We start from the raw sequence: 12,829 nt of genomic DNA, 5'->3' as shown, positions 1-12,829 counted from the left end.
TAGACGGGAGAGTTGCACATGTCGCTTCGCTTTGTCATCGGGCGCTCGGGGACCGGTAAAACATCCTATTGCTTGAATGAAATAAGGGAGCAGCTGCGCGTTCAACCGGACGGGCCGCCGCTTGTCATGCTCGTACCGGAGCAGGCTACCTTTCAGACCGAATATGCGCTGCTTCAAAGCGGCGATTTAAATGGCACGATCAGGGCTCAGGCGCTTAGCTTTCGGCGTCTGGCCTTTCGAGTCATGCAGGAAACAGGCGGAACGGCGCTAGTTCCTATCGGTGATACGGGCAAGCATATGCTTCTCTATAAGATCGTGCACCGGCTGGGTACCCAGTTAGAGCTGTTTCAAAGCGGGGCGGAGCAGCCAGGGTTCATTGACAGGCTCGCGGAGCTGCTGACGGAGTGGAAACGGTATGGCATCGACTCGGAGCTGCTTCAGGAAAAGCGGGCAGCGTCAGAAACAGGTGCTGACCAGTCCTCGTTACTAAAGCGCAAGCTGCATGATTTGCAGCTTATTTATAGCCAGATGGAGCAGGAACTCGCGGGCATGTACATCGACGCCGAGGATTATTTGCGTTATTTGCAAAATGGATTTGCGGATGCTGCTTCCATGCAAGGCGCGCAAATATGGGTCGACGGCTTTTATGGCTTTACGCCAACCGAATACGAGGCTTTGGGAGCGTTGATCGCCTCATCTGCGCAGGTTACGGTTACGCTGACTCTTAATCGAGCTTACGAAGCAGGAGAGCTGCCGCATGAGCTTGAGCTTTTTCATCCGACGGCAGAGACTTATAACAAGCTGATGGAGCTGGCAGCCAAGTACGATGCAGAAGTGCTGGCGCCGAAGATGCTAGGAGTAGATCAACCTATCCGTTTTATGAACAGCCCGATGCTTGCGCATCTTGAGAAGCATTACAGCGAGCGTGTGCCGATGCTGATTGCGGATAGAGCGATGATGATCCATGAAGATAGGCAATGCGGAGTGTCGCTGCATGCTGCCGCGAATCGTCGTGCCGAGGTTGAGGCAGTCGCGCGCGATATCGTTCGCAGGGCGCAGAAGGAGGAGCTTCGCTGGCGGGATATTGCGGTTATGGTTCGCAATAGCGAGGATTATACCGACTATATTGGTCTTGTATTTGCCGATTACGGCATTCCTTATTTTGTCGATCAGAAGGTGAAGGCTGTCCATCATCCGCTTGTTGAATTTATAAGATCCGCGCTCGAAACGGTGCTCTTTGGTTGGCGTTACGACGCGGTGTTCCGCTGCGTGAAGACAGAGATGCTGTTTCCGATGGATGGAAGCCTGCTGCGGGAATGGTTCGATTTGCTGGAAAACTTTGCTCTAGCGGCAGGGATAGACGGCTGGAAATGGCTCGATAAGAAGCGCTGGCACCCGCTTGTTCCCATCTCGCTTGACGATGATGAGGAGATGGATACAAAAATTAGCGACAAGGCGCAGCGGGAATTCGATATCGTGCTGGCAGCAAGAGAATCTGTCGTTCCGCCGCTCCGCCGCTTTGGCGATGCGCTGAAGAAAGCGGAAAACGTCCAAGAGATGTGCGAGGCGCTCTATCGTCTGCTCGACCAATCGGATGCGGCAGATCGTCTGGAGCGCTGGAGCTTGCAGGACACGCAGGCTGGCAAGACGCAGCGGGCCAGAAGCCACCGGCAGCTATGGGACAGCGTCATGCAGCTGCTGGATCAGTTAGTCGAGCTGGCGGGCAAGCAGACAGTATCCCCTGAGCTGTTTGCAGGCATGGTCGAGGCGGGGCTGGACAGCTTGAAGCTTGCTGCTGTGCCGCCAGCGCTTGATCAAGTGCTGATCGGAAGCATGGACCGGACAAGGTCCGGATATGTTCAGGTTTGTTATGTGCTTGGCGCCAATGACGGCGTTATGCCAATGAGGGTGAAGGAAGACGGCATTCTAACCGAGCCTGAGCGGGAGAAGCTTGCCGAGGATGGAATGGCTATGGCGCCTGGCGTTCGCCGCCGCTTGCTCGATGAGCGTTTTATGATCTATAACGCCTTGACGACGCCAAGCAGGCATCTATGGTTAAGCTGGGCGCAAGCCGATGAGGAAGGCAAAAGCCTGCTTCCCTCTGAGATTGTAAGGCATGTCCGCCAGCTCTTTCCCGGCATTCCTGTTCAAAGCGCCTCGGCAGAGCCGTCTCCTAGCATGCCGATCTCGGAGCAGAGGATGTTCGTTTCACATCCTCAGCGAACGTTGTCTTATTTAATTGCGGCTATACGGAAATGGCAGCAAGGCGCGTCAATCGCCCCTTTTTGGTGGGATATGTACAATTGGTTTGCCGTTCGACCGGAATGGCAGCATAAGCTGCAGCTTCTAACAGGCTCCTTGACTTATGAGAATCAGGAGCAGCTTCTGTCGAAGGATACAGCAAGTCAGCTTTATGGAGCACGGCTTCAGGTTAGCGTATCGCGGATGGAGAGATTCGTATCCTGTCCATTCCAGCATTTTGCGATCCATGGGTTAAAGCTGCGTGAGAGAAAGCTCTATCGGCTGGAAGCGCCTGATGTCGGGCAGCTGTTCCACGCAGCCCTCAGCCGCATGGCAACTGGTCTAGGGGAGCGGTGGGGCAAGATGCCTGAGGCCGAGCTGAAAGCAGTCGCCTCGCAAACGGTCGATGAGCTGGCTCCAAAGCTTCAATCGCAAATTTTGCTTAGCAGCAGCCGATTCCAATACATCGCCCGCAAGCTGAAGGAGATTGTTGGACAAGCAGCGCTCATGCTGGGCGAGCACGCGCGCAGAGCGCAATTTCACCCTGTCGGAACAGAGGTTGATTTTGGCCCGGACGGCAAACTGCCATCCCTGCGCATTCCGCTTGCGGACGGCGGAGTTATGGAAATAATCGGAAGGATCGACCGCGTTGACGCGGCTGAGATGGAGGAGGGGCTTCTGCTGCGCGTGCTTGATTACAAATCAAGCTCAACGCAGCTGCGGCTTGAGGAGGTTGCATTTGGACTTTCGCTGCAAATGCTGACCTATCTCGACGTACTCGTCACGCATGCATCCGAATGGCTTGGGAAGCCTGCATCTCCGGCTGGCGTTCTTTATTTCCATGTTCATAACCCTTTGCTGGCGCTGACTAACAGCATCACGCCAGCAGAGGTCAGCGGTCAGCTTCTGAAGCGTTTCAAAATGCGCGGACTCGTTACGGCTGACTCGGAAACCGTCAGGCTGATGGATGATGAATTAGAGACTGGGTATTCAGAGCTGCTCCCGGTTGCGCTGAAGCGCGACGGAAGCTTCTACAGCAGCTCGTCGGTCGTTACGAATGAGCAGTGGGATGTGCTTAGACGTTCCGTTAGAAGCACGATCAGCCGGATCGGCAGCTCGATTCAAGCGGGCGAGGTATCCATTGAGCCTTATCGCTTGGGTACAAAAACGCCATGTCAATATTGTGATTATAAAGCGGTCTGCCAGTTTGATGCGCAGTTCGATGGAAATGAATATAGAAAGCTGGGCAAGCCATCTAAGGAAGAGATTTGGCAGCAGCTGGAGAAGGAGCGATGAGTATGCACACTGCAAAGGATACCCCGAAGCCGGAAAATAGCACATGGACCGATGATCAGTGGGATGCCATCGTCACGAGCGGCTCCAACATTCTCGTCGCGGCGGCGGCTGGCTCCGGTAAAACAGCGGTACTGGTTGAAAGGATTATTCGGAAAATATCGGCACATACCGACGTCGACCGCCTGCTCGTAGCAACCTTTACGAAGGCCGCGGCAGCAGAGATGAAGGATCGGATTCGGCTTGCTCTTGAGCTTGAGCTTGAACGGGAGCCGGATTCCGAGCATTTGCGCCGCCAGCTGGCGCTGATGAACCGTGCATCCATTACGACGCTGCACTCCTTTTGTCTGGATGTCATTCGACGCTATTATCCTTTAATCGGTCTCGATCCCGGTTTTCGAATTGCGAACGAGACGGAGAGCGAGCTCATGCGGCTTGATGTGCTCGATCAGTTATTTGAGCAAAAGTACGAGGGTGCTGGCGATGACGGCGCGTTTCTCCGTTTAGCTGACCGCTACGGCGGCGAGCGCAGCGATGAACCGTTATACCGGCTTGTTCAGCAATTGTACGATTTTGCTCAGAGCCATCCTTGGCCGGAGCACTGGCTGCGTCAGACGGCGGAAGCTTTTGACCTGGCAGATGTGGCCGCACTTCAAACAAGCGAATGGGTGGTCAGCCTGAAAAGGGACATTCAGCTCGCATTGGAAGGAGCGGGCTCGCTGCTCCATCAAGCGCTGGAATTGACGCGTCAGCCTGCCGGCCCTGCGCCTTATGCAGCAACCTTTGATGAGGATTTGCAAGTGGTTGGCGGCCTCGCGGAGATCATTCATACGCAGCCTTGGGAGAAGTGGGTAGAATCCTTTCAAGCGATTCAATTCGGAAAACTGAAGGCGATGCGCGGCGATGAATATGATAAGTTGCTGCAAGAGCAGGCCAAGGAGCTGCGCGATCAAGCGAAGAAGCTGATCACATCGCTTGTCGAGGAATTGTTCGGCCGAGATGCTGAGCAATTTCTGGAGGAGCTTCAAGAGCTGGCGCCGCTGATGCGCGCATTAGCTGAGCTTGTCGTTGAATTTGGACAAGGCTACGAGGCGGCTAAGCGTGCGAAAGGGCTGCTTGATTTTGGCGATTTGGAGCATTATTGCCTGCGTATATTGCGAGATCCTGCTTCGACGCCGGATCATATGTCTCCTTCAATAGCAGCGATTGAATTCCAGAAGCAATTCGATGAAATTTTACTTGACGAATATCAGGATACCAATATGGTGCAGGAGGCCATCGTTTCTTTAATCGAGCGGCCAGGTACGGGCAACCGTTTTATGGTTGGCGATGTCAAGCAGAGCATATACGGCTTCCGTCTTGCGGAGCCCAAGCTCTTCTTGCAAAAATATAAATCCTATCTCGCGCGCAAGGATGCGGGCAAGCTGCCTGATTCGGATACCCCTCATGCTCTACGCATTGATTTGGCGCGAAACTTTCGCAGTCGATCGGAGGTTGTGGATGGGGTTAATGCCGTGTTCCGCGCTATTATGCGCGAGAATGTAGCAGAGATGGACTATGACGAGCGCGCTGAGCTCGTATGCGGAGCATTCTATCCAAGCCCTGTGCCGGCGGATCGCTGTCAAGTCGAGTTCGCTGTGCTAAACAAAGGGGATATGGATGACGTAGAGGAAGAGGACGCGGAAATTCCCGAGTCCACCGAGCTTGCTGATGATCGCGAGCTTGGGGATGCTGCGGCACAAGTTGAATCGCCGTCAGAGCTCAAAGCTGCGCAGCTCGAGGCGCGCTGGATCGCGCAGCAGCTGAAAGCGTTAATCGACAGCGGCTTCCAGGTCTATGATGGGAAGCGGCGCGAAAACCGGCCCATGCAGTGGCGGGATGTCGTCATATTGCTGCGGGCGACGCAGCAGTGGGCTCCCATCATTATCGAGGAGTTGCAAGGGAGCGGCATTCCGGCATACGCAGAGCTGAGCAGCGGGTACTTTGACGCGGTTGAGGTAGAATCGATGCTGTCGCTGCTGCGCGTAATTGATAATCCGTATCAGGACATCCCTCTCGCAGCTGCTCTGCGCTCTCCATTATTTGCGCTGAACGGCGAGGAGCTGGCCCGTATTCGCATTCAATCGGCAAAATCCTCTTATTACGACGCGGTGCTATTAGCCGCTTGCGATTTGCTCCTTGAGGAAGATACGCGCAGAAAGCTCTCTTTATTTTTGGAAAGCTTGGATCGTTGGCGTGAGGAGGCAAGGCAAGGCTCGCTTGCGAATTTGCTTTGGGAAATCTATCGCGAAACGGGCTATTACGATTTTGTAGGCGGCTTGCCAGGCGGGACGCAGAGGCAAGCGAATTTGCGCGCGCTGCATGACCGTGCGAGGCAATATGAGGCGACTTCGTTTCGCGGATTGTTCAGATTTCTGCGATTTATCGAGCGCATGCGCGATAGCGGCGGTGATTTAGGGACGGCAAGAGCGCTCGGCGAGCAAGAGGATGTCGTGCGCATCATGTCTATTCATAAGAGCAAAGGGCTTGAATTTCCGGTCGTATTCGTTGCGGGTCTCGGGAAGCTGTTCAATCAGCAGGACGTTCGGAGCGCCTTCCTGAAGCATAAGGAGCTTGGCTTCGGACCGCGCTTTGTTGATCCGGCACTCCGAATCAGTTATCCATCGCTGCCCTATTTGGCAATTCGAAGGGTGATGCGCAGGGAGATGCTAGCCGAGGAAATGCGGATCCTTTACGTTGCCTTGACTAGGCCAAAGGAAAAAATGTATCTTGTCGCAACGGTATCGGATGCGGAAGCAAAGCTGAGGCGCTGGCTGGCTTCTGTCGATGCGTTCGGCAGAATGCCGGATTTCCGCGTAGCATCCGCCAGATCCTTTATCGACTGGCTTGGGCCGCTCGCCGCAAGGCAAATCGCAGAAAAGCAAAATGCAGACGAGAATGCTCCGCAGTGGCATGCAGGAATCGTTTCGGCATCCTTATTCGGAATAGAAGCCGCAGCTGCAACCGAGGAGCAGGATCAGCAGGATTTGGCTAAGGAGGAACGACTGCAAGCGATAACCTCCTTGTCGCTTCTCGAGCATATCGAGGAGGAGGATCAGCTCAGGTCCCGGCTGGAATGGCAATATCCGCATCAAGACGCAGCGAGGCTGGCAGCCAAAACATCGGTAACAGAGATGAAGCGGCTGCATACGGAGGTCATGGAGGATGCGGTTCCTTTGGAGGAGCCGATGGATAACGATTTTGCGGTTCAAACAGACCCATTCGCCGCTCTGTCAGCTAACTACACCATGCGCCTTCGGCGTCCTGCCTTCATGGAGGAGAAGTCGCTTACAGCGGCGGAGAAAGGCTCCGTCAATCATTTGCTGATGCAGCATGTATCGCTCGCTGAGCCAGCTAATGAAGCGATGCTTACGGTGACGCTTGATAGCATGATCGAACGCCGCTTATTAACGGCTAAGCAGTCGGAAGCGATTGACCTGCCAGCCGTAGCCGCTTTCTTCACCAGTGAGCTCGGCCAGCGTCTGCTAAGCTCGGAGTGGGTTCGGAGAGAAGTGCCCTTCAGCTGCATGTTCCCTGCGAGCCGCGTATATCCGAATTCAGGAGAGGCGCTGATGCAGGAACCGATCTTGATTCAGGGCGTTATCGATTGCTTGTTTGAGGATAAGCAAGGCGTTGTCTTGCTCGATTATAAGACGGACCGGATCAACCAGCAGCAGTGGGCGGAGGCCGCTGAGAGACATCGGTTCCAACTGGAATTGTACGCGGAAGCGATCGAATCTGTGCTCGGCCGCAAAGTGGATGAGTGCCATGTTTTCTTTTTCGACGGCAGTCAATCCGTAGAGCTGAAACAAATGAATAAAGCATAAAAGGAGGCTGCGAAGTTGGAACAGCAGCATACGGGCAAGCGCTCGATCGCACTGCCGATTACACTTGTTATTCTCGTATTCAGCTTAATCGGCAATGTTTTTTTGTACTCGCAATTTTTACAGCATAAGCAGGAAAAGAATTTTGTAAAGGGTCAGAGCATTTTCGCAGCAGCCTCGGAGTCGAGACAATATGTGGATGACATGATTCCGGTGCTGGATGCTATGCTGCAAAGCAAAAGCTTAGAGGAACGCCTTCATGTGAAGTTTGATGCAGGCAAGGCAGCCGCAAAAGGTAATGCTTTAGCTAAGCTTACCGATGAAGCCGCGAGCATATCTGCTGAGCCGGAGAAATTTAGCTCGGAGTTGGTATCAATCTTCTTAAGCGAAACTGAAAAAAAGGTGCAACAAATAGGCGAATACGATAAGCCTTTGAACGATGAAGAACATGCTTATATTCTCAAATTAATAGGCATATACGAAACGATGTCTGGCATTCTGAAAGGCTTCAACACTAAAATCGCTGATAACCGAATCGCTTTAATCCGATTGTCGAGCGGACTTGAGTGGATTGATCTTGTATTGGAGCTTCAGCAAACGATGTCGAGCTCCCCTAAATAAAGCATGAATCAGCTCTCCGGCATTCGATTGGACTACTACTCGATTTTTCGTTATGATAGGAGAAGATGAGTAGACAGGGGGTGAATCACATGGACTGTATTTTTTGCAAAATAATCGAAGGCGCTATTCCGTCGAAGAAGGTATTTGAGAATGACAGAATTGTCGCATTTCACGACATACAGCCAGCTGCTCCGGTACATATTCTCATCATTCCGAAGAAACATATTTCTACCATGAATGACGTAACCGATGAAGATGATCCGGTCGTAGCCGAGCTGTTCTCGGTAGCCCGTCAGATAGCCAAGGAGCAAGGCATTGCAGAGTCTGGTTATCGACTCGTCAACAATGTTAATTCCGATGGCGGACAGGTCGTTTATCACCTGCATATCCATTTGCTAGGGGGAACAAAACTTTCACCGCTGCTCGTAGATATCCAAAGTTGACACTGCCTTTTGGTTTGACATATAATGAAATTTGATAAACCGTGTTATAGCTCTGGACGGTCTGTTTCGGAGGGAGGGAAAACTGGTGTCTGAAACTAAAGTTCGCAAAAACGAAACTATTGATGCTGCGCTTCGCCGCTTTAAACGTTCCATCGCTAAAGATGGTGTTCTAGCTGAGGTGAAAAAACGCAAGCATTATGAAAAGCCAAGTGTAAAGCGCAAGAAAAAGTCTGAGGCTGCGCGCAAGAGAAAGTTTTAGGAGGATCCTTCCACAATGAACCTGAGCGAAAGATTGACCGACGATATGAAGCAAGCCATGAAGAATCAGGACAAGTTTAAGCTTTCCGTAATTCGTATGATGCGCGCGTCAGTGAAAAACTTGGAAATCGATCTCAAGCGTCCTTTGGACGATAACGAAGTGCTTGATATATTGAGTCGTGAAATCAAACAACGTAAAGATTCCCTCCAAGAATTTAAAAAAGCCAGCCGTGATGATTTAGTAGCGGGTCTTGAGGTCGAAATTGAAATTATTAGTCAATACCTTCCCGAACAGCTGACTGAAGAAGAGATTCAAGAGATAGTAACGCAGACCATCCATGAACTCGGTGCTTCTTCCAAAGCCGATATGGGAAAAGTTATGAGTGCCCTTTTGCCCAAAACAAAAGGACGCGCTGACGGTAAACTAGTAAATCAGCTCGTACAGCAACATCTCAACTAACTAAACATACGGACTCACAAAACACCCCTAACCGGGGTGTTTTTTTGTTTATTCTAGTTCAAATGGTATAGTATGGATACGAAACTTGAAACATTTTAGCTTGCTGCACGTAGTAGGGAACACTACATGAAAAGAAGGAGGAAGCTTCTTGCACATGAATCGATGGCGAAGAAGATGGTCCGCTACTCCTATTGCTTTGCTTGCGGCACTACTGCTGGTGACGCTTGCAGGCTTGTTTGGCGCTCGGGTAGAGCAAGCGAGTGCTGCGAATGAAGTCGGTCCCGCTGTTTATGTCATACCGGTTAAGCAAACGGTTGAGTCCGGTCTGCAATCGTTTCTGGAAAGAGCTTATAAAGAAGCAGAGGAAGCGAAAGCAGAGCATGTCATACTCGTTATCAATACGCTTGGCGGCAAGGTAGTGAACGCAGAGAGCATCGGTCATTTTATTCGTGAGAATAAAATTCCGTCAACGGCGTTTGTCGAGGGCAAGGCGGTATCGGCAGGCACGTATATCGCGCTTAATGCGGATCATATCGTCATGCAGCCTGGCAGTACGATCGGTGCCGCAGCGGTTGTAGACGGCTCGGGCAACCTGATCGAAAATCCGAAAACGATCTCATTCTGGACTTCTGAAATGAGCGAGTCGGCCGCTTTGCAAGGGCGCGACAAAAGCATTGCAGCAGCTATGGTTGATCCGAATGTGGAGTTGTCGTTGAAGGATAAGATCGGCAGAGACAAGCAAAAAGGTGAAATACTTACACTGACAGCGAGCGAGGCCGAGAAAGTCGGCTATTCCGAGCATACGGCTGCATCAGTTGACGAAGTGGTCAAATGGCTGGGCTTTGAAGGGCGGACACAGATTGAAGTGGAACCATCATTGGCGGAAAATGCAGCCAGATGGCTCATCAATCCAATCGTCATGACGGTGCTGCTCATCCTGGGTATTGCAGGCATAGTGATTGAAATGCTTGTACCGGGCTTTGGAGCGCCAGGGATTATTGGCCTATTGTCATTTGGCCTATATTTCTTCGGTCACTATGTGGCTGGATTTGCGGGAATGGAATCGGTCGTTCTGTTCGTAATCGGAATTGCCCTGCTTATTATCGAGGTATTCGTGCCGAGCTTCGGTATACTAGGCCTACTTGGCAGCGCGGCGTTAATAGCAGGTGTGGTCATGGCAGCATCTGATCCGATGACAGCATTCATCTCGATCGTCATCGCGCTTGTCGCAGCGATCATACTGATTGCCATATTCGTAAGAATGAACAAAAAACGCGGCATATGGAACAAGTTTATTTTGCGCGATAAGCTGACAACGGAGCAAGGGTACTTGTCGGCGGATGTGAAGGATTCCCTGCTGGGACTGGAAGGAACGACGATAACGCCGCTTCGCCCAGCTGGAACGGTGCTGATCGGCGATAACCGCGTAGATGTGGTCACATCAGGCGAATTTATTGATACAAATCGTTCCGTCAAGGTTGTTAAGGCTGAAGGGACTTGGGTAGTCGTCAAAGAAATCGTAAAATAGTGCGGACAATATAAATACATGGAGGTTAAAACTATGCAATTGGATCCATTGGTGTCCATATTAATTTTGGCTGTCGTCGTCATTATCGTGCTGTCTGTATTTCTCAGCTTTTTCCCTATTATGCTATGGATTTCGGCATTGGCATCAGGCGTAAGAGTAGGTATCATTACGCTCGTTGCGATGCGTCTTCGTCGGGTTGTTCCAAGCAGAATCGTTAATCCGTTAATTAAAGCGACAAAAGCGGGTCTTGGCCTAAACATTAATCAGCTGGAGAGCCACTTCCTGGCTGGCGGTAACGTTGACCGAGTTGTCAATGCTTTGATTGCCGCGCAGCGCGCGAACATTCCACTTATATTCGAACGTGCGGCTGCAATCGATTTGGCTGGTCGCGATGTGCTTCAAGCCGTTCAAATGAGCGTTAACCCTCGTGTTATTGAGACGCCAATCGTTGCGGCGGTGGCGAAGGACGGCATCGAGGTAAAGGTTAAAGCACGAGTAACGGTACGTGCCAATATTGAACGTCTCGTCGGCGGTGCGGGTGAAGAAACAATTATTGCCCGTGTCGGCGAAGGTATCGTAACGACGGTCGGATCGGCTAATTCCCACAAGGATGTGCTTGAGAATCCTGATATGATATCGCGTACGGTGCTCGGCAAAGGGCTTGATGCGGGTACAGCGTTTGAAATATTGTCGATTGATATCGCGGACGTAGACGTAGGCAAAAACATTGGCGCACATCTTCAAACCGAGCAAGCTGAGGCGGATAAGAAGATCGCTCAGGCGAAAGCCGAGGAGCGCCGCGCAATGGCTGTCGCGCATGAGCAGGAAATGAAAGCGAAGGTCGTCGAGATGGAAGCTCGCGTAGTCGAGTCGGAATCGCAGGTTCCGCTTGCGATGGCTGAAGCGCTCAGAAGCGGGAAGATCGGCGTTTTGGACTATATGAACTTGAAAAACATCGAGGCTGATACGCAAATGCGCAGCTCTATTGGCAAGCAGGATGGATCTTCTGACAACAAAGAAGGCCGCTAATGCCATTGATCAAATCGAATCGTATCGTATCGTCTACTTCGATTAGCGTGACCGCGCCATGGAGGTGTAGGCATATTGAAAATTATTGAGTTTTTGATGGATAACATCTTTATTGTTGTCATTATTTTCGGAGCGCTCGCTTCGCTGTTTGGCAAAGCAGGCTCGAAGAAGAAGCCAAGTCAAATGCCGGACTTTGGCGGAGGTGGTCTGCCGCGTACCTTGTTCCCACAAGCAAGCGAGAGCAAGCAAAGCGAGGATCGACCCTTGCAGGAGCGAACAGAGGCTCAGACCGTCTTCCGCTCGCAGTCCGAGCAGGAGCGTCAGCAATCTCCTGATCGTTCCTATACATCAAGGGATTCTGAGTCGCCCTCAGGAGCGCCTCAGATCGCCTCTCTTCAGCGTTCGCTTGAGAGGGCGTCAGCTAGTAAAGCTATGGCTCCGGCTGCAGCAGAGCGCAAGTCAGCAGGCCGGCGTGAGATTGCAGCAACTGTGCAGGCTGATGATTTGCGCAAAGCGGTCATATGGGCTGAAATTTTAGGTCCGCCCCGCGCAAAGAGGCCATTTCGAAAATAAACGATGAACCGCCGAGCATACCGCTTCGGCGGTTTTTTTTTGTTTTTCCCCGTCATAAACGTTGTTGGCTAGATTCATCTCATAAAAGCTTTGCCGCTTGCATATTTTGGTACAGTACATGAAAATCGCCACTCCTTTGCTTTGCTCTGGCAAGGCTTAGCTTCGGCTTGCTTACATAGCAGGTTTGCTCAACAAACCTTGAAGGAGGCCAAGATTCTTCCATGCGCCGTATAAAAAAGAAATTTCGCAAAGTGACAGCAGAGCTACTGGATATGCCGCATGATGTCGTATTCGATTTGCCGCGTCTGACCATGATCGGCGATTGCCAATTATATATTGAAAATCATCGGGGAGTCGTACATTTCTCAAGCGAGCGCTTGCGGCTGGCTCTAAGCAAAGGAGAGCTGGAGGTTACAGGCACCTCGCTCGTCATTCGGACGATATGGACGGAGGAAGTGTTTATTGAGGGTCAAATCTCGAACATTCAAATGATCCCATAACGTAGATGGAAGCCAGCTGG

Annotated in this window: 10 protein-coding genes; all 10 read left to right on the top strand. The window is 51.6% G+C overall.

Going from position 1 to position 12,829, the window contains the following annotated elements; translation table 11 throughout:
• Window positions 1-18: 18 nt before the first annotated feature.
• The 10 genes from addB (at window position 19) to yqfC (ending at window position 12,809) form a co-directional block, all read left to right on the top strand.
• Complete coding sequence (gene addB, locus AC2TDN_RS04385) at window positions 19-3,537, top strand: helicase-exonuclease AddAB subunit AddB (RefSeq protein WP_484687113.1); 3,519 nt, start codon at window positions 19-21, stop codon at window positions 3,535-3,537.
• Complete coding sequence (gene addA, locus AC2TDN_RS04380) at window positions 3,534-7,400, top strand: helicase-exonuclease AddAB subunit AddA (RefSeq protein WP_484687112.1); 3,867 nt, start codon at window positions 3,534-3,536, stop codon at window positions 7,398-7,400. Before addB ends, addA begins: the two co-directional genes overlap by 4 nt.
• Before the next feature lie 15 nt (window positions 7,401-7,415).
• Complete coding sequence (locus AC2TDN_RS04375) at window positions 7,416-8,018, top strand: hypothetical protein (RefSeq protein WP_484687111.1); 603 nt, start codon at window positions 7,416-7,418, stop codon at window positions 8,016-8,018.
• Window positions 8,019-8,107: 89 nt separating this feature from the next.
• Window positions 8,108-8,461 (top strand): histidine triad nucleotide-binding protein, encoded by a 354-nt coding sequence (locus AC2TDN_RS04370; protein ID WP_482066988.1) that lies wholly within the window; start codon window positions 8,108-8,110, stop codon window positions 8,459-8,461.
• A gap of 85 nt (window positions 8,462-8,546) precedes the next feature.
• Window positions 8,547-8,720 carry a 30S ribosomal protein S21 gene (gene rpsU, locus AC2TDN_RS04365; RefSeq protein ID WP_005547957.1) on the top strand — a complete coding sequence of 58 codons (174 nt, stop codon included), beginning with the start codon at window positions 8,547-8,549 and terminating at the stop codon, window positions 8,718-8,720.
• A gap of 15 nt (window positions 8,721-8,735) precedes the next feature.
• The gene (locus AC2TDN_RS04360) at window positions 8,736-9,179 is read left to right on the top strand and encodes a GatB/YqeY domain-containing protein (protein ID WP_139994357.1); all 444 of its coding nucleotides are present in this window, start codon (window positions 8,736-8,738) and stop codon (window positions 9,177-9,179) included.
• 154 nt (window positions 9,180-9,333) lie between these two features.
• Window positions 9,334-10,707 (top strand): NfeD family protein, encoded by a 1,374-nt coding sequence (locus AC2TDN_RS04355; protein ID WP_482067169.1) that lies wholly within the window; start codon window positions 9,334-9,336, stop codon window positions 10,705-10,707.
• A gap of 33 nt (window positions 10,708-10,740) precedes the next feature.
• On the top strand, window positions 10,741-11,736 hold the full coding sequence (gene floA / locus AC2TDN_RS04350) for a flotillin-like protein FloA (protein ID WP_482066989.1): 996 nt from the start codon (window positions 10,741-10,743) through the stop codon (window positions 11,734-11,736).
• Between the two features lie 75 nt (window positions 11,737-11,811).
• Window positions 11,812-12,309: a hypothetical protein gene (locus AC2TDN_RS04345; RefSeq protein ID WP_482066990.1), complete on the top strand. Its 498-nt coding sequence runs from the start codon at window positions 11,812-11,814 to the stop codon at window positions 12,307-12,309.
• A 221-nt stretch (window positions 12,310-12,530) separates the two neighbouring features.
• On the top strand, window positions 12,531-12,809 hold the full coding sequence (gene yqfC / locus AC2TDN_RS04340) for a sporulation protein YqfC (protein ID WP_482066991.1): 279 nt from the start codon (window positions 12,531-12,533) through the stop codon (window positions 12,807-12,809).
• Window positions 12,810-12,829 lie beyond the last annotated feature (20 nt).

The sequence above is a fragment of the Paenibacillus sp. Y660 genome (assembly GCF_057221575.1).
The sequence above is the reverse complement of the archived record's forward strand: the minus strand, read 5'-3'. Positions and strand labels throughout refer to the sequence as shown.

What these genes read in the sequence shown, in the direction of transcription:
- addA (WP_484687112.1), top strand. Translation starts at nt 3,534, where the DNA reads ATGAGTATGCACACTGCAAAGGATACCCCGAAGCCGGAAAATAGCACA.
- yqfC (WP_482066991.1), top strand. Translation starts at nt 12,531, where the DNA reads ATGCGCCGTATAAAAAAGAAATTTCGCAAAGTGACAGCAGAGCTACTG.
- AC2TDN_RS04360 (WP_139994357.1), top strand. Translation starts at nt 8,736, where the DNA reads ATGAACCTGAGCGAAAGATTGACCGACGATATGAAGCAAGCCATGAAG.
- AC2TDN_RS04355 (WP_482067169.1), top strand. Translation starts at nt 9,334, where the DNA reads ATGAATCGATGGCGAAGAAGATGGTCCGCTACTCCTATTGCTTTGCTT.
- AC2TDN_RS04370 (WP_482066988.1), top strand. Translation starts at nt 8,108, where the DNA reads ATGGACTGTATTTTTTGCAAAATAATCGAAGGCGCTATTCCGTCGAAG.
- addB (WP_484687113.1), top strand. Translation starts at nt 19, where the DNA reads ATGTCGCTTCGCTTTGTCATCGGGCGCTCGGGGACCGGTAAAACATCC.
- floA (WP_482066989.1), top strand. Translation starts at nt 10,741, where the DNA reads ATGCAATTGGATCCATTGGTGTCCATATTAATTTTGGCTGTCGTCGTC.